The sequence below is a fragment of the Leucobacter celer subsp. astrifaciens genome (assembly GCF_001273835.1).
Taxonomy (GTDB): Bacteria; Actinomycetota; Actinomycetes; order Actinomycetales; family Microbacteriaceae; genus Leucobacter; species Leucobacter celer.
The window spans coordinates 332,571-349,813 of the sequence record NZ_JHEI01000132.1 but is presented as its reverse complement, the minus strand read 5'-3'; the positions used below and the strand labels follow the sequence as shown (position 1 = coordinate 349,813).

13 protein-coding genes, 1 tRNA gene, 1 other RNA gene and 1 pseudogene are annotated in these 17,243 nt (G+C 65.5%); 5 read left to right on the top strand and 11 right to left on the bottom strand.

All coding sequences use genetic code 11. The annotated features are described in order from the left end of the window. Positions 1 to 1,068, top strand: a protein-coding gene (locus AMS65_RS02475) for an IS3 family transposase (RefSeq protein ID WP_157502019.1) whose coding sequence is annotated in 2 segments (ribosomal slippage) — positions 1 to 173 and positions 173 to 1,068 — 1,069 coding nt annotated over the 2 segments. Because the reading frame shifts where the segments join, the coding sequence is not laid out codon by codon here. This gene is flagged as partial in the annotation. 49 nt (positions 1,069 to 1,117) lie between these two features. Here the strand turns inward: AMS65_RS02475 and AMS65_RS02470 are convergent. Next, a tRNA-Ser gene (locus AMS65_RS02470) sits at positions 1,118 to 1,192 on the bottom strand. A 250-nt stretch (positions 1,193 to 1,442) separates the two neighbouring features. Between AMS65_RS02470 and AMS65_RS20610 the strand changes: the two are divergent. Further along, positions 1,443 to 2,333: pseudogene (locus tag AMS65_RS20610) on the top strand (recombinase family protein); the annotation flags it as partial. A gap of 964 nt (positions 2,334 to 3,297) precedes the next feature. On the opposite strand, the gene ssrA reads toward AMS65_RS20610, so the two are convergent. Both ssrA and AMS65_RS02460 read right to left on the bottom strand, forming a co-directional pair. Continuing rightward, positions 3,298 to 3,670, bottom strand: a transfer-messenger RNA (tmRNA) gene (gene ssrA / locus AMS65_RS18560). 253 nt (positions 3,671 to 3,923) lie between these two features. Next, on the bottom strand, positions 3,924 to 4,559 hold the full coding sequence (locus AMS65_RS02460; protein WP_053382567.1) for a TetR/AcrR family transcriptional regulator: 636 nt from the start codon (positions 4,557 to 4,559) through the stop codon (positions 3,924 to 3,926). Between the two features lie 107 nt (positions 4,560 to 4,666). On the opposite strand from AMS65_RS02460, the gene AMS65_RS02455 reads away from it, so the two are divergent. Beyond that, positions 4,667 to 6,103 (top strand): purine-cytosine permease family protein, encoded by a 1,437-nt coding sequence (locus tag AMS65_RS02455; RefSeq protein ID WP_241489308.1) that lies wholly within the window; start codon positions 4,667 to 4,669, stop codon positions 6,101 to 6,103. After that, positions 6,100 to 7,278: a 6-aminohexanoate-dimer hydrolase gene (gene nylB / locus AMS65_RS02450; protein WP_053382566.1), complete on the top strand. Its 1,179-nt coding sequence runs from the start codon at positions 6,100 to 6,102 to the stop codon at positions 7,276 to 7,278. Before AMS65_RS02455 ends, nylB begins: the two co-directional genes overlap by 4 nt. Before the next feature lie 185 nt (positions 7,279 to 7,463). On the opposite strand, the gene smpB is transcribed toward nylB, so the two are convergent. The 5 genes from smpB to yczR all read right to left on the bottom strand — a co-directional run bounded on the left by smpB (position 7,464) and on the right by yczR (position 12,912). Further along, entirely contained in the window at positions 7,464 to 7,940 is a 477-nt protein-coding gene (gene smpB / locus AMS65_RS02445; protein WP_053382565.1) for an SsrA-binding protein SmpB, read from the bottom strand. 75 nt (positions 7,941 to 8,015) lie between these two features. Further along, positions 8,016 to 8,930 carry a permease-like cell division protein FtsX gene (gene ftsX, locus AMS65_RS02440; RefSeq protein ID WP_053382564.1) on the bottom strand — a complete coding sequence of 305 codons (915 nt, stop codon included), beginning with the start codon at positions 8,928 to 8,930 and terminating at the stop codon, positions 8,016 to 8,018. Continuing rightward, positions 8,927 to 10,114, bottom strand: coding sequence for a cell division ATP-binding protein FtsE (gene ftsE, locus AMS65_RS02435; protein ID WP_053382563.1), 1,188 nt, complete (start codon positions 10,112 to 10,114; stop codon positions 8,927 to 8,929). The genes ftsX and ftsE overlap by 4 nt, the downstream gene beginning before the upstream one ends. Positions 10,115 to 10,300: 186 nt before the next feature. Further along, on the bottom strand, positions 10,301 to 11,410 hold the full coding sequence (gene prfB / locus AMS65_RS02430) for a peptide chain release factor 2 (protein WP_053382562.1): 1,110 nt from the start codon (positions 11,408 to 11,410) through the stop codon (positions 10,301 to 10,303). Positions 11,411 to 11,463: 53 nt separating this feature from the next. Next, entirely contained in the window at positions 11,464 to 12,912 is a 1,449-nt protein-coding gene (yczR, locus tag AMS65_RS02425; protein WP_053382561.1) for a MocR-like transcription factor YczR, read from the bottom strand. 62 nt (positions 12,913 to 12,974) lie between these two features. Between yczR and yczE the strand changes: the two genes are divergently transcribed. Beyond that, positions 12,975 to 13,631 carry a membrane protein YczE gene (gene yczE / locus AMS65_RS02420; RefSeq protein WP_053382560.1) on the top strand — a complete coding sequence of 219 codons (657 nt, stop codon included), beginning with the start codon at positions 12,975 to 12,977 and terminating at the stop codon, positions 13,629 to 13,631. 31 nt (positions 13,632 to 13,662) lie between these two features. Here the strand turns inward: yczE and AMS65_RS02415 are convergent, their stop codons facing one another. The 3 genes from AMS65_RS02415 to AMS65_RS02405 all read right to left on the bottom strand — a co-directional run bounded on the left by AMS65_RS02415 (position 13,663) and on the right by AMS65_RS02405 (position 17,242). Next, the gene (locus AMS65_RS02415) at positions 13,663 to 15,093 is read right to left on the bottom strand and encodes an APC family permease (RefSeq protein WP_193786997.1); all 1,431 of its coding nucleotides are present in this window, start codon (positions 15,091 to 15,093) and stop codon (positions 13,663 to 13,665) included. Positions 15,094 to 15,584: 491 nt separating this feature from the next. Next, positions 15,585 to 16,385, bottom strand: a complete 801-nt coding sequence (locus AMS65_RS02410; protein WP_053382559.1) for an ABC transporter permease — start codon at positions 16,383 to 16,385, stop codon at positions 15,585 to 15,587. Beyond that, on the bottom strand, positions 16,382 to 17,242 hold the full coding sequence (locus tag AMS65_RS02405; protein ID WP_053382558.1) for an ABC transporter permease: 861 nt from the start codon (positions 17,240 to 17,242) through the stop codon (positions 16,382 to 16,384). The genes AMS65_RS02410 and AMS65_RS02405 overlap by 4 nt, the downstream gene beginning before the upstream one ends. Between the last annotated feature and the right edge of the window lies 1 nt (position 17,243).

The following is a 17,243-nucleotide window of genomic DNA, read 5'->3' as shown; positions in this document are numbered from 1 at the left end:
ACCTAAACGTGCATCAGACCCAGATGACCGGTTCCGGACGCATGGGATGACACCATCGACCGATCCTGACGAGCGCCGCGAGATGACAGCGGCGCTGCGGCGGATACGGGAGCTGGAGATGGAGAACGAGGTGCTCAGGCGGGCGGCGGCGTATCTCTCGCAGGCGCATATCCTGCCCCCAAAATGATCTACCCGCTCGTTCGTGAGATGGCCGCGGCCGGTGCCCTTGTGCGGGTGCCGGTCGCGGTGGCGTGCCGGGTGCTCGGGTTCACCGAGCAGGCGTACTACAAGTGGCTGAAGCAGCCTGCCAGCGCGCGTGAGGTCGAGGAGGCGCATCTGATCGGGGTGCTCCGGGAACTGCACGAGGACGACCCTGAGGGCGGGTACCGGGTTCTGTCCGACGATATCGCCGACCTCGGTTACCAGCTCAGCGAGCGGCGCGTGTGGCGGCTGTGTCATGTCGCGGGGATCCGCTCGACGATCACGACCCGCAAACGCCGGTATCGGAAAGCGGGCCCGCCCGTGCACGACGATCTCGTCAACCGCGACTTCACCGCCGCGGGCCCGAACCAGCTGTGGCTGACGGATATAACGGAGCATTGGACGGGGGAAGGGAAGCTGTATCTCTGCGCGATCAAGGACGTGTGGAACAACAAGATCGTCGGCTACTCGATCGACTCTCGGATGAAGGCTCGTCTGGCAGTGAACGCCCTGGAGATGGCCGTCACCCACCAGGGGAACCCGGCAGGCGTCGTGGTGCACTCCGATCGCGGAAGTCAATTCAGATCGAGGAAATTCCGTAAGGCACTCAAGCGTCACGAGCTCGTCGGCTCGATGGGCCGCGTCGGCGCGTGTGGTGACAACGCCGCCATGGAGAGCTTCTTCAGTCTGTTGCAGAAGAACGTCCTCGACCGCCAGCGGTGGAACACTCGTCTCGAGCTCCGTCTCGCGATCGTCAGCTGGATCGAGGGCATCTATCACCGCAAGAGACGGCAACGCCGACTCGGGAAACTGACCCCCATCGAATTCGAGACCATAATGAAAGACGCCGTCACCCTGGCGGCATAAACCCCGGACTCAACCAAAGCCTCAGCAGACCCGAAACGGCGGAACTTCTTGGAGGGCCAGGTGGGACTCGAACCCACGACATCCTGCTTAAGAGGCAGGCCTGGAACCCCTACAACGATCTCCCGACCTCGGTAATCAGGGCTCTTCAGAGTCGTTCAGCGCTGTGCCTAGTGGGGGCCGTTGTGGTCAAGAAGTGCGGTCAAGACGTCGGATCACCCGTCTTGTCGGACTCCAGGATCTCTGACCTGGTCTGGCGACGCAGTCAACTCCATGGCGCAACAACCGAGCAGCTCCGTCGCGCCTCCTTCCCATTGAATTTGCTCCCTACAGCCCCAACCGATTCGTTCTAAGGAGTCACCTTGCTCAACGCAGACATGTTTGACCCGACAAGCATTCTCGGGCTCACTTCGAAATCCCAGCCACCGCCTTTCATTTCCGGTGAAGCCGAGGAACAGGCCTACACCGGCTACGCAGACACGAGCGAGGTCCCGGAAGGAAGCCGCGCACTGCTCTACCTCCGCGTCTCGAGCGAAGGCCAAGTCAAGACCGACTACGATCCCCAGGGCAATTCCATCCCGACCCAACGCACTTCTTGTTTCAGCGCAGCCGAATCACTCAACCTCACCGTCGTCGGCGAGTACGTAGAGCCAGGCCGCTCAGCAACAGAGATCACCAAGCGAAAAGCCTTCCGCGACATGATCGCGCGCATTCAAACCCACCGGGACGTCGACTACGTCATCGTCTACAAGTTCAGCCGAGCAGCACGCAACCAGTGGGAAGACGCCGTCTTCGGGATCCTCCTGCAGAAGCTTGGCGTCAAGCTCATCTCTGCCACGGAGCCAATATCGGACTCCGCCGCAGGTAAAGCAATGCGCGGCATGATCTCCGTCTTCAACGAGTACCAATCAACCGCGTCTGGCGAAGACATCAAGTACAAGATGGCGGAGAAGGCAAAGCGCGGCGGCACCATCGGCAAGGCTCCGCTCGGCTATCTGAACGCCATTGATCACTTCGAGGACAGGGAGATCCGCACCGTCATAGTGGACCAGGAACGAGCTCCCTACATCAGGTTGGCCTTCGAGCTCTATGCAACGGGCGAGTACACACTCGAGAACATCGCTGATGAGCTGACAGACCGTGGGCTACTCACGAAACCCACCCCCAAACGGCCAGCGGTTCCGATCTCCATCAACAAGGTCGTGCTCATGCTGCGAGACCCGTATTACATCGGAATGGTGCGCTACAAAGGCGACCTGTATCCAGGGCGCCACGAGCCAATCATTGACCCCGAACTCTTCGACGCAGTACAGCGCCTGGCGGATTCGCGAGGGAAATCTGGTGAGCGCAGGCGACAGCACCATCACTTCCTGAAAGGCACCGTCTACTGCGGCAGGTGCCGTGCAGAACGGGTCGTGGATCGGCGACTCATTATTCAGCGCAGTGTCGGACGACATGGCAACGAGTACTTCTACTTCTTCTGTCCGGGCACCAAGGACGGCACGTGTGCAAGCCCCCATCACAGCGTCCATCGGGTGGAAGAAGCGGTGGAGCGAGAGTATCTCAAGCGCCGACTCGAACCTGAGTTCCTCGCTGAGGCTCGCTCCCTCATGTCTGAAACGCTCACAGACCAGGATCACGCCCAGAAGGTACTCAAGAAACAGATCGACACTCAGCTCCAGACCTTGCGGAAGCAAGAAGAGAATCTACTGGACCTTGCCCAGGACGGCGCATTGGATACGGCGCAAATCAAGAGTCGGCTGTTTCGCATCAAGCAGGAACGCGGACGCCTCACGAGCCAGCGAGACGCCGTAGTCCTGGACCTAACTGCAGGAGCCCGGGAGCTCGACGCGGAACTGCAACTGCTGGAGCGCCCATACGAGCTCTACATGAATGCGTCTCACGAGGTGCGCAGACGACTGAACCAGGCGCTCTTCGGCCGGATCTACATTTCGGACAACGAGACTGTCAGTGCCGGCTTCAACGAACCCTACAACGCCCTCATGGCTGCGCAGACGACCCGAAAGGCAGCTGAGACGGGGATGAACGAGGAGAGGCTGCGTGACCTGTTCGCACGAGCATTGGAAGACGCTTGGCGACTCAAGGCAGGAAACGAAAGAGAGGCCACCCAAGCGGGCGGCCTCCCCGACAAACTCTCACAGCGCGTGATGCAACACCTATCCGAACTCTTCACCACCCCAAGAGTGGCTGGTGTTTCGAATAGTGACCCAATGGTGGAGCCGCGGGGAATCGAACCCCGGTCCACTTCGACGATTCCGTGCCTTCTACGAGCGTAGTTCGTGCAGACATTCTACTCGGCCCCATCCTTTGTCACGAACACCTAGGATGACAGGCCCAGCCTCAGTGAAAGTCCCGATGCGCCCTGAGACACGACGCACCAGCAAGCCTCCTAGATGACGCCAGGAAACCGGGGCGGAGGCCCACCCGACCTGACGGACTCGGTCTTACTGCTTAGGCAGCGAGAGCGAAGTCGGTGCGCTTAGCGTTGGCACCTATGGTTTGCGAAGGGCGTTTACGAGATAACTCCGCGTCCTCGGCCCGCTTCTCACAGTCTCAAATCGACGTGTCGAAACCGATCGGCCCCGTGTGTTGCGCCTGGTCGGCACAGTTCGGGGCGTTCGCATCACGCGCTGTGGAATTGTCAAACCGGGATTCATCCCGGCCTTACAGAATACCAGTTCCAGAGCCCGAAGTGAAGGGCCAGCCGAACAGCGCACCCCCACCCGGGCAGGCGGCGAGATCCCGATTCTTACCGTCGAGCCACTGCGCGAGCGACGGAAACTGGGATCTCGACGAGGTAGTGGTGGGTGGGTGCAGGTGCAGGTGCAGGGGCAGAGTCAGCCCCGCACGGCGGTGCGCAGCACCCCCCGCTCGAGCCCGAGCGCCCACTCGCAGACGTCGACGACGTAGTGGTCGTAGGCATCGTGCTCGAACGGCGTCTGGTTGTTGGCGTACGAGCCGAAGCCGTCGACCGCCATGAAGATGCGCACACAGGCGCCGAGCACGTCGGCGACGTTGAACTCCCCCTCGGCGATCCCGCCCTCGATCAACTCGATCAGGCACGCACGATCGAGAGCCTCCTGCCGCTCGATGGCGACGACGAGCGCAGGCATGAAGCGCGCGAGATGACGGGCGTTGAGCCAGAGCCGTGCCAGCTCGACGGCCTCGTTCGACTCCACTCGCCTCACGAATCCGATCAGGCGCTCGAGCGCTGTGCCCCGAGCACCGAAGAGCCACTCCCGCTCAGTCGCGATGGCGAGCTCGAAGGCTGCGATGACCAGGTCTTCCGCTGCTGGAAAATAGTGACTGATCAGCCCCGGCCGCACCCCCAGCTGCTCAGCCACCGCGCGCAGCGTGATGCGCTCGAGCCCGCTCTCGAGAGCGATCCGAGCAGCCTCGGAGAGTATCTCCGCGCGCCGCTCCTCGGGCTGCTTCCGCACCCTCGGAGCCTTTCCGCTTGACACCGTATCCATCTTCATATTGTATAGGTGACCAATAGCCCATTGGTCCCATGACCAATAGCAGAGTTGCTCCGGTCGACCGGCAACGACGCTCGAGGCTTCGCGAGAGGAACTCCCCCGTGCGCAAGATCCCCGCCGTCAGCGCCGACGCCGGCTTCGTCGACGTCGCCACGCACCCCGAAACCCGTGGCATCGAGCTCATCGCCGATTCCGAGCGCCACGGGCGCCCGCGCGAACTCTTCGGCGTATGGGCGGCGCCCATGGTCAGCGTGCTCAATTTCACGATCGGCGCCTCCCTCACCGTGCTCCTCGGGCTCGAGATCTGGCAGGCGATCCTCGTCATCGCGGCCTCGAACCTGCTCTGGGTGTTCCCGGGGATCGTCGCGATCAGCGGCCCCGCGGCCGGCACCTCGGGCTCGGTGATCACCCGCGCGATCTACGGCATCATCGGCAACAAGATCTACATCGCCTTCTACGGCTGGTTCATCTCCGGCGTCTTCCTCGCCCTCAACTGGGTGGCCTCCTCGTTCATGGGCGCCGAGCTCCTCGCACAGATGGGCGTCGACAAGGATCTGGCGCTCATCGTCGTCACGATCGGCGTCGCGGCGATCACGGTGCTCGTCGCCGTGTACGGCCACGCGCTGATCCTGAAGGCCTACGCGGCCCTCACCATCGCGCTCCTGGTCATCTTCCTGACCGTCACCGCGTTCATCCTGCCGACCGTCGACTGGTCCTTTCAGCAGCCCGAGCCGCTCGGCGGCATCGAGCTGTGGTCGAGCCTCACCATCAGCTTCGCCATCCTCGCCTCCACCCCGCTCTCCTTCTCGAACAGCGCGGATATGGCCCGCTACCTGCCCGAAGACACCAGGCCATCCCGCATCATCGCTGCCACGGCGCTCGGCGGCGCGCTGCCGACGTTCTTCTTCACCTCGATCGGAGCGCTGCTCGGAAGTGTCGTCTCGGCCGACGCGCTCGAGTTCGGCATCGAGTTCGCCCTGCTCGACATGCTCCCGATCTGGCTCGTCCCCGTCTTCGTGATCGGCGTCATCGTCAACACCGTCGCTCTCAACGGCATGACCACCTACACCGCCAGCATGGCGTTCCAGTCGATCGGCATCCCGATCCGACGCATTCCCTCGGCCATCATCATCGGCGTGCTCGGCACCTTCTTCACCATCTACCTGGTCATGTCGACGAGCCTGCTCGACGCGGTGAACATCATGCTGCAGGTGCTGATCCTCATCTCGGCACCCGGGATCACCGTCTACTGCGCCGACATCCTGCTGCGCCGCAACCGATACGATGGCCTCGATCTCTTCGACGAGCGCCCGGGGGCGAAGTACTGGTACACCGGTGGCTTCGGCGTTCCCGGCCTCGCCGCGGGGATCATCGGCGGCGCAGCCGCTTCCTTCTTCCTCACCACCGACTTCTGGAGCGGCGCGATCGCCGAGGCCATGGGCTACATCGATCTCTCCGCTCCCGTTGCGATGATCGTCAGCGGCGGACTGTACTACCTCTTCACCCGTCGCGGCTACACCTTCGGAGACGCTCGATGAACACGCCCACCACCGGCTCGCACCCCGCCCGATACCCCGGCGCCGCCGCGGGTGAACCGACGCTCGACAGCTGGCAGGAGCCCCCGCACAACCGCTGGGCCTTCGCCCATCTGGGCGAGATGGTGCCCTCGGCAGCGGTCTCGCGGCGCCCGGTGAACGCGCCCGGTCATGCCCTCGCGCGGCTCGACGCGATCGCGGTGCAGCTTCCCGATCTCGAACAGCGCCTCGAACAGACGTACACCGACGCCTTCCTCGTGCTGCGCGGAACGGAGGTCGTGGCCGAGTACTACCGCGCCGGCTTCGAGCCCGACGACCGGCACCTGCTGATGAGCGTCTCGAAGTCGCTGTGCAGCACGGTCGTCGGAGCACTGGTCGACGAGCGCCGGATCGATCCCGCGATGCCCGTGACTCGCTACGTACCCGAGCTCGCCGGCTCCGTCTACGACGGCCCGACGGTGCAGCAGGTACTCGACATGCAGATCTCGATCGACTACAACGAGGACTACGTCGACCCCGCATCCGAGGTGCAGACCCACGATCGTTCGGCCGGCTGGCGCACGCGCCGCCACGGCGACCACGCCGACACGTACGAGTTCCTCACCGCACTGCGCGGCGACGGCAGCACCGGGGAGTTCCAGTACTGCTCGGCGAACACCGACGTGCTCGCCTGGATCGTCGAACGGGTCACCGGCATGCGCTACGCCGAGGCACTCTCCGCCTCCCTGTGGGCGAAGCTCGGCGCCGACCGTGACGCCACCATCACCGTCGACACGACGGGCTTCGGCTTCGCGAACGGCGGCGTCTCGTGCACGGCGCGGGATCTCGCGCGCGTGGGGCGCATGATGCTCGACGGCGGCGTCGCCCCCGGCGGCCGCGTGGTCTCCGAGGACTGGGTGCGCCGTGTGCTCGACGGCGGATCGCGCGAGGCGATGACCTACAAGGGCTTCACGGATGCCTTCCCCGACGGCAGCTACACCCGCCAGTGGTGGTGCACGGGCAACGAGCGCGGCAACGTGAGCGGCATCGGCATCCACGGGCAGAATCTGTGGCTCGATCCGCCCACCGACTCCGTGATCGTCAAGCTGTCGTCGTGGCCCGATCCCGACACCGAGCACTGGCACCGGCTGCAGAACGGGATCCTGCTCGACGTCAGCCGCGCACTCGACACGGTGTAGCTCACCGAGACCTCTCTCCCCGTCAGCCAGTGTGGCGCGAGCCCGCCCCTCCCCGTCATCCTGCGCGGAGCGAGCCCGCGAGCGGAGTCGCAGGATCCCACCCGGAGATTCTGCGACTCGCAGGCTCGCGCAGAATGACGCAACGGTCCTCGGGGAAACGAGCGAACCGCCCGACGCGACGGGCGCTACTCCCCCAGCCGGTTCTTGCTGCGCATGGCCCGCTCGGCCTCGCGCTTGTCCTGCCGTTCGCGCAGCGTCTGCCGCTTATCGTATTCCTTCTTGCCCTTCGCGAGGGCGATCTCGACCTTGGCGCGACCGTCGAGGAAGTACAGGCGCAGCGGCACGATCGTCATGCCGCCCTCGCGGGTCTTCTGGTAGAGCTTGTCGATCTGCTGGCGGTGCAGCAGCAGCTTGCGCTTGCGGCGCGGCGCGTGGTTGGTCCACGACCCGTTGAGGTACTCGGGGATGTACGCCGCATCGAGCCAGGCCTCGCCGTGCTCGATGAAGACGTAACCATCGACGAGCGACGCGCGCCCCATGCGCAGCGATTTCACCTCGCTGCCGGTGAGCACCAGACCCGCCTCGTAGGTGTCGAGGATGTTGTACTCGTGCCGGGCCTTCTTATTGGAGGCGATCAGCTTCTCGCCGGTCTCCTTGGGCATGTCACATCCTTTCTGCCGTCGCGTTGGTGCGGGATCCGCGCTCACGCGCGAAGATCCAGCCTACCGCAACCGGTGCTACACCCGCAGGTACCGCGTGATCGCGATCTTCGCCGCGATCGCCGAGAGGATCACGCCCACGAGCACGAGGATCGGTGGCACCACGAGCGCCTGCTCCACGGTGATGTAGCTCGTGAACGGCACCTCTCTCGCGAGGAACCCCTGCACGAAGAAGCGCACGATCCCCACGGAGGCGGCACTCGCCAGCACGGCCCCGAAGAGCGCGGCGATGATCCCCTCCAGGATGAACGGCGTCTGGATGAAGCGGTTCGATGCCCCCACCAGGCGCATGATCCCGATCTCACGCCGACGGGAGAACGCCGAGAGCCTGATCGTCGTCGAGATCAGCAGCATGGCCGCCACGAGCATGAGGCCCGCGATGACGATGGCCGTGTAGCTGGCCACCCCCAGGAACAGGAAGATGCGGTCGAGCAGGCTGCGCTGATCCGAGACGCTCTGCACGCCCGGAATGCCCGAGAAGGTCTCCGTGATGATGTCGGAGCGCGAGGGATCCTTGAGCTTGACCCAGAACGTCTGGTTGAGCTGCTCCGGCTTCGTGATGTCGACGATCGGGTTGCCCTCGAACTGCTGCACGAACTCCTTGTAGGCCTGCTCGTGCGTCACGAAGAAGAAGTCGTCGACGTAGGGGCTCAGGGTGTCCGATTGCAGCGCCTCCTCGACCGCCGCGATCTCGTCCTCGCCCGCGTCTTCGCCGGAGCAGGTCGAACTCTGGTCGTAGTCGGTGCAGAGGTAGACGGCCACCTGAGCCCGGTCGTACCAGAAGGTCTTCATCTGCTGGATCTGCAGCTGCATCAGGATCGCCGCCCCCACGAAGGTGAGCGACACGAAGGTCACCAGCACCACGGAGATGACCACCGACATGTTGCGGCGCAGGCCGTTCCAGACCTCGCCGATCACCAGTCCAGCCCTCATCGCACCGGCCCCACATCCGTCTGATCGTCGTTCTTCCGGTGCAACCCGAGGTGCTCCGCGAGATTGCCCGTCTCGGACATCCGCACAGGATCCATCGGGCGGTCGGGGTCGAGGAAGCTCGGGATCCGGCGAGCCTGCGGCCCGCCGGAGCGCACCGTATCGTCATCACCGTCGATGTCCGCGTCGTCTTCGCCGAACGGGTGCGGCTGCTCGAACACGGATGCCTCCCGCGACGACTCCTCGTCCCCGGGCGGCTCGGACGGCGCTTCGGGATCGGGGCTCGCCCCGGGATCCGGATCCGGCGCCGCGCTCACGATCCCCACGGGAGCGGTGTCCGGATCCGGTTCGCCGCCGGCCGAGGCCTCGGCCGCAGCCTCGACGGTCTCGGCGTGCTCGGTCTCGGGGACGTCCTCCGGAGCGAGGGCGGCGCGTACGACGGCCTCGGTGGTGCGCAGCACCTGCATTCCCTCGGCGGAGAGATCCGTCACCGGGATCGACGCGGTCTCCCCGTAGCCTCCGCCGACCTCGTCGCGCACCACGACACCCTGCGAGAGCTCCACGACGCGCTGCTGCATGATGTCGACGAAGGCCGCCTCGTGCGTGGCCATGACGACCGTCGTGCCCGCCGCGTTGATGGCGCGCAGCAGCTGCATGATGCCGAGGCTGGTCGCGGGGTCGAGGTTGCCCGTGGGCTCGTCGGCGAGCAGGATCGCGGGTTTGTTGACGATGGCGCGGGCGATCGCCACGCGCTGCTGCTCACCGCCCGAGAGCTCGTGCGGGTAGCGCTTCGCCTTGCCCGCGAGCCCCACCATCTCGAGCGTGTCGGGCACGGCCTCCTGGATGAAGCCGCGCGACTTGCCGATCACCTGCAGCGAGAAGGCGACGTTGTCGTAGACGGTCTTGTTGGTGAGCAGGCGGAAGTCCTGGAACACGGTTCCGAGGTTGCGGCGGAAGTACGGGACCTTGCGCGATGAGATCTTGCTGAGGTCCTGGCCGAGCACGTGGATCTTGCCCGCGCTCGGTTGATCCTCACGCAGGATCAGACGCAGGCAGCTCGATTTGCCCGACCCGGAGGCGCCCACGATGAATACGAACTCGCCGCGGTCGACCTTGAGGTCGATGCCGTCGAGCGCGGGTTTCGCGGTGCCCCGGTACTTCTTGGTGACGTTCTCGAAGAGGATCATGACGCCTCGACAATACGCCCTGCGTCCTGAAACCGAACCCAGGCGCGCTGTGCAGCGCTCGTCATTCTGCGCGAAGTCGCAGGATCCGGTCACGTGGATCCTGCGACTCCGGCCGCAGGCGGCCTCCGCGCAGGATGACGAGGTCAGGCCCCCTCAGGCGGCCTCCGCGCAGGATGACGGGTGGCGTCAGTCGTTCTTCGAGAGCGAGCGCCAGCGAATGCCGGCGGCGATGAAACCGTCGAGGTCGCCGTCGAACACCGCGTCGGGCTGCGACGACTCGTGCCCGGTGCGCAGATCCTTCACGAGCTGCTGGCCGTAGAGGAAGTAGGAGCGGATCTGGTCGCCCCAGCTCGCCGTGATCGAGCCGGCGAGCTCCTTCTTCTTCGCGGCCTCCTGCTCCTTCTGCAGCAGCAGCAGGCGGGTCTGCAGCAGGCGCATCGCGGCGGCGCGGTTCTGGATCTGCGACTTCTCGTTCTGCATCGAGATGACGATGCCCGTGGGGATGTGCGTGATGCGCACCGCGGAGTCGGTGGTGTTGACCGACTGGCCGCCGGGGCCCGACGAGCGGAACACGTCGACGCGGATGTCGGCCTCGGGAATGTCGACCTCGGTCGCCTCCTCGAGCAGCGGGATCACCTCGACGCCCGCGAAACTGGTCTGCCGCTTGTCGGCCGATCCGAAGGGGCTGATGCGCGCGAGACGGTGCGTGCCCGCCTCGACGGAGATCGTGCCGAACGCGTAGGGCGCGTCGATCTCGAATGTGGCCGATTTGATACCGGCGCCCTCGGCATAGGAGGTGTCGAGCACCTTCGCCGGGTAGTCGTGCTGCTCAGCCCAGCGCAGGTACATGCGCAGCAGCATCTCGGCGAAGTCGGTGGCGTCGTCGCCGCCTGCGCCCGAACGGATCGTGACGACCGCGGCGCGCTCGTCGTACTCGCCCGACAGCATCGTCTGCACCTCGAGATCCTGCACCACCGCCTCGATCGCGGTCAGTTCCTCGGCCGCCTCGGCTGCGGAGTCGGCGTCGTCCATCTCCTGCGCCAGCTCGATCAGCACCTCGAGGTCGTCGATGCGCTGCTCCACGGCGCGCAGGCGCTTCACCCGCGCCTGACGGTGCGACAGACCGCTCGTCACCTTCTGGGCCGCTGCGGGGTCGTCCCACAGATCCGGAGCAGCGGCCTGCTGCTCGAGTTCGATGATCTCGCGATCGAGCTTCGGCAGGTCCGTCACCGCCGCGATGTCGGCATAGGTCGAACGGACGGCGCGGATGCGTGCACTGAAATCAAGATCGAGCATGATCCTTCTAGCTTACCGGTCGGGTCGTACACTCCCCCGCCACATCGTGACGCTCAGATCACCGCCTCGGCGAACACCTCCGCCGGGAACGCGTCGCCCTCACTCCGCCAGGCCTCCGCGAGCCTCCCCACGGCGTCGGAGAGCACCTCCTCCGTCTCCGAGAACGGCAGCCGGACGAAACGCTCGAAGGTGCCGGGGCTGCCGAATCGCGGGCCCGAGGGCAGCCGCACCCCGAGCCCGGCCGCGGCCCGGCTGAGCCGAGTGCTGACCCGGGCGCCGAGGTCGGCCCAGACGCACACCCCGCCGACGGCGGGCGTGAGTCGCCACTCGGGCAGTTCCTCAGCAACGCGCGAGGCGAGCAGCCGATGCCGCGCGGTCAGCACGTGCGCACGCTCGACGAGGATCGTGTCGTACTGCTCGAGCGCGATGAGCGCGAGCACCTGCTCCCACGTGCCCGTGCCCAGATCCCCCACGCGGCGCGCGGCCTCGAGCCGCACGATGAGGTCCGGGGCCGCGCGGATCCAGCCCACGCGCATGCCGCCCCACACGGTCTTGCCCATCGACCCGACCGTAATGATCGCATCCTGCTGGTGCTCCTGCTCGGCGAAGGCGGCGAACGGCACGACGCGACGGGGTTCACCCAGCACGAGCTCCGCGGTGGTCTCGTCCGCAATGACGTGGGCGCCCTGGGATGCGAGCGTCGAGATGAGGCGCGCCTTCAGCTCATCGGGCATGCTCAGCCCGGTCGGATTGTGATGATCCGGGATCAGATAGGCCAGGCGGGGCGAGGTGCGCTCCGCGATCTCGAGCATGCTCACGGCATCGTACCCGCCCGGGCCGCCGACGGGAAGCTCGGCGACGAGAGCGCCGGTCGCGGCGAGCGCCTCGCGGGCGTGCGGGTAGCTGGGCGACTCGACGAGCGTGCGGTCTCCGCGGCGCAGCAGCGTGCGGGCGATCAGGAAGATGGCGTGCTGCGCACCGAGCGTCACCATGATCTGCTCGGGTGCCGTCGGGATCCCGCGCGCCGCATACCGCTCGGCGATCGCAGCGCGGAGCGCCGGGAGCCCCAGCGTGTCGTAGCCGACGAGTCGGAACGCGTCGGGGTGTTCGGCCATTGCCCGCGCGTTGAGCTCGGCGAGCCCGCTCCACGGCTCCGGACAGGCGCTCGAGAGGTCGATCCCTCCGTCCGATCCCGACCAGAGCGCCGAGCGCTCCCCACCGCTGCCGCGCACCACCGTGCCGGATCCTCGGCGAGACACGACCGCTCCGGTGTCGCGAAGGCGCTGGTATGCGGCGGCCACCGTGGTGCGGCTGACGCCGAGCGCATCCGACAGCGGGCGCTCGGCGGGAAGCGTGGTGCCCGGCACAATGCGTCCGTCGCGCACCAGCAGCGCCGCGCTCTCCGCGAGCTCGAGATAGCCGTGGCCGCTGCCGCGCCAGTCCCCGAGCATCTCGGTGAAGCGGCGCGCGCTCAGGCGCTGAGAGGTCCACGACTCGTTCATCAGGCCACTGTATGCAGGTTGGCATCTTGAACACAAGGCCAATCTGAGGTGGACTCTTCTTCATGCTCCCACGACTCGCGCGACTCATCCCCGGCCTGCTGCTGTACGGGATCGCCGACGCCTTCATGATCCGCGCCGTGATCGGCGTCGACCCGTGGACCGTGTTCGCACAGGGGCTCTCGGTGCACAGCGGGCTCGGCATCGGGCTGCTCACCAACATCATCGGACTGCTCGTGCTGCTGCTGTGGATCCCTCTGCGCCAGAAGCCCGGCATCGGAACGATCCTGAACATCCTGCTCGTCGGTCCGGGCATCGAACTGGGGCTGTGGCTGCTTCCCGCGCCCGAACCGCTTTGGCTGCGCGTGCTCTTCTTCGCCATCGGCCTGGTGCTGCTCGCCGTCGCGAGCGGCATCTACATCGGGGCGCGTCTCGGCCCGGGCCCGCGCGACGGACTCATGACCGGTATCCATGCCCGATTCGGCACGCCCATCTGGGTCGGGCGCACCGCGGTGGAGGTGACGGTGCTGGCGATCGGATGGGTGCTCGGCGGCAACGTCGGACTCGGCACCGTCGCCTTCGCGCTGCTCATCGGCCCGCTGTGCTCGGTGACGCTGCCGCTCTTCGACCCGAGCCGACGGACCGGGCGGCGTGCCGCCGCCGGCGACCGGAACAGCGAACGGCCCGCCGCGCCCGCCGCGGAGGAATCCCTTCCGGCGTGATGCGACGAGCCGCTCTGCGCGCGCCCGCGGGCTACTGATCCGCAGGCACCTTGTTGAATCCGGTGACCGGCTGGTTCTCGTCGAACGAGGCGACCGGTCGGCGGAATCCCTTGGTGAGGACGAGCAGGTAGACGAAGCCGATCGCGGTCCAGGTCAGACCGCCGATGAGCGAGTAACCCGACAGGAACGCCCACAGGATACCGGTCATCACCGTGCCGATGAGCGGCATCACGATGTAGTTGAAGATGTCCTTCGGCGTCTTGCGCAGGCCCTTCCGGATCGCGAACCAGGCGATCACCGAGAGGTTGACGAAGGTGAACGCGATGAGCGCGCCGAAGTTGATGAAATCGGCGATCTGCTCAAGGGTGAACGCCGCGGCCAGCAGCGAGATAGCTCCCGTCAGCACGATGTTGAAGGTCGGGGTGTGCGTCTTGGGATTGATGTATCCGAAGAATCGCTTGGGCAGCACGCTGTTGCGACCCATCACCAGCAGCATGCGCGACACCGAGGCGTGGGAGGCAAGGCCGGAGGCGAGCGTGGCGCAGAATCCCGCGGCGGTGAGCACGGCCATGAGCACACTGCCGCCGACACCCTGGCCGATGAGCGGCAGCGTCGAGTCGTCGAGGAACTGCCGCTGTTCGGCCACGGTCTCGCCTTCGATGAGGAAGACCTCCCAGTCGGGGAATCGCAGCTGCGTGAAGTACGCCGTCACCAGGAAGATGCCGCCGCCGATGAGCACGGTGAGCAGGATCGCCTTCGGCATGATCTTCGGCGTCTTCGCCTCCTCCGCGTACATGGTGACCGCGTCGAACCCGATGAACGAGAAGCACACCACGGTGGCGGCCGACAGCACCGCCGTAGCCTGCACCTCGGAGTGGAAGAACGGATTCATCGAGGCGACGGTGCCGAGCCCCTCCCCTCGGTTGAGCTGGAAGACCACGAGGAAGATGAACACGACCATCACCACGAGCGAGAACACCAGCAGCAGCATGTTGAGGTTCGAGGTGCCGCGCATCGTGAGGTAGATGAGGCCCGTCACCCCCGCGACGTAGACGGCCACCCAGACGAAACCGGGAATACCGGGGAACAGCGCCTCCAGGTAGCTGCGGATGATGAGCGCGTTGACCAGCGGCAGTAGCATGTAGTCGATGAGGGCGACCCAGCCGACCATGAAGCCGGCATTCGGGTGCATCGACTCGCGCACATAGGTGTAGGCGGAACCGGCGCTCGGGATCGCGCCCGAGATCTTGCCGTAGCTGATGGCGGTGAACGTCATGACGACGAGCGCGACGAGATACCCGAGAGGCACCACGTTGTTCGACTCCTCCGCCACCATGCCGAAGGTGTCGAAGATGACGGTCGGGGTCATATAGCCGAGGCCGAGGCCGACGATCGCCCACAGGCCGAGGCTGCGCTTGAGGGTCGCGCCCCTGGCGACGGCGGGCGCGGAAGTATTCGCCATGTTCTCTCCTTCAAGAACGTGAAAATCCCGCGCCGGTCGCCGGCGCGGGTGGGTGTTGCGGGGAGGTATTACGGGGCCGGCGGGGTCGCCGGACAGAGCAACATTACACCCGTCGGCAATCGACGGCGTCCCTCATAGAGGGGTCATTTTCACCGCCGGATAGCCCGTCCCGGGCGCACGTCCTCGGGCGAGTCCGTCGATCCGCCACCGCTTCGCTCCGCGTTCTGTGCCGTTGCCCAACGAGCGCTGCCCGAGAGTAGAGTTTCGGCGCTGAAATCGTGATTTCAGCGCCGAAACTCTACTCTCGATACGGCCGCGTCGCGGAGCAGGCCTCCTCTATCGCTGGTTGAGCGAGCGAAGCGAGTCGAAACCGAGCTCTCGGCTCGTAGGTTTCGACTCGCTTCGCTCGCTCAACCGACGGAGGTCGCACTTCGGTCACGCCCTGCGGCGGTGGCCGCAACGCGGGCGAAAAGCGATGCTTTTCGCTCTGGTCACGCCCGCGCCAGCCGCTTCCGCTTGTTGATGTTGATCATCTGCACGATGATCACGAGCAGCAGCGCTCCGATGAACACGATCGACGCCAGCACGTTCGCCTGCGCCGGAACTCCCTTGAGCGCCGAGATGTAGATGAACTTGGGGAACGTCGTCGCGGTGCCCGAGTTGAAGTTCGTGATGATGAAGTCATCGAACGACAGCGCGAAGCTCAGCAGCGCGGCCCCGATGATGCCGGGCAGCAGCATCGGGAACGTGATCCGCCAGAACACCTGTCCGGGCGACGCGTAGAGATCCCGCCCCGCCTCCTCGATCGCGGGGTTCAGGCTCGCCACGCGCGCCTTGACCGCGACCACCACGTACGAGATGCAGAACATCGTGTGCGCGAGGATGATGGTGCCGATGCCCTTCTCGACGCCCGCGAGCAGGAACTGCGCGGCGAGGCCCGCACCGAGCACGACCTCAGGCGTGGCCATGGGCGTGAACAGCAGCAGGCTGACCGTCGAGCGACCCTTGAAGCGGTAACGCACCAGAGCGATCGCGATCATCGTGCCGAGCGTCGTCGCGATGACCGTGGCGATCACCCCGACCAGGATGCTGTTGCCGAAGGCGGTGCACACCTGCGGAGCGCCGCACGGGTTCTGCCAGTTGTCGAGCGTGAAACCGCGCCAGATGATGTTGTTGCGGCCGGAGTCGTTGAACGAGAACAGGATGACGTGCGCGATCGGCAGCAGCAGGTAGATGAGAGCGATCGTTCCGACGACGGGGACGAACGCCTTTCCGAGGCTGAAATTCTTCACAGCAGATCCTCCGCACCGCTCTTGCGCACATAGGTCGCGACGATCACCAGGATGATCACCATGAGGATGATCGACAGAGTCGCCGCCATCGGATAGTTCTGCGTCTGCAGGAAGTTCGACTCGATGACGTTACCGATCATGGTCGTCGATGTGCCACCCAGGAACTCTCTCGACGCGTTCACGTAGTCGCCCGACATCGGGATGAAGCTGAGCAGCGTACCCGACACGATGCCGGGGATCGACAGCGGGAGCGTGATCTTGCGGAACGTGGTCACGGGAGAGGCGTACAGGTCGGATCCCGCCTCGATCAGCCGCAGATCGAGCGCCTGCAGCGACGAGAACATGGGCAGCACCATGAACGGGATGAAGTTGTACACCAGACCGAAGATCACCGAGAAGTGCGTGCCGATCAACTCGCTCGGCAGGATCGACTTCCAGGCCAGCGTGCGCAGCAGGAAGCTGATGAAGAACGGCGCCACGACGAGGATCAGCAGGATCCCCTGCAGCATCGGCTTCGACCGCACCTTCACCCCGATGAGGTAGGCCAGCGGATAGCTGATGATGAGGCCGATGATCGTCGCGCTCAGGGCGTAGATGAAGGATCGCAGCAGGTGCGGCCAGTACTCCTGCATGGCCGTCCAGTAATTCGAGAACTGCATCGCGGCGACGTACTGCCCGATGCCGCCGGTCTCGGCGGGTGCCTGCAGCGAGGTGATCGCCAGCTGGATGAACGGCGCCACGAAGAACAGCAGCATGTACGCGATGCCCGGCGCCAGCAGGAGCAGGACGATCCAGCCCTTCTTGCGGGGCGCCTGCTCGACGACTTTCGCGGTAGCGGAGAAGGCGGTGAATGCCATG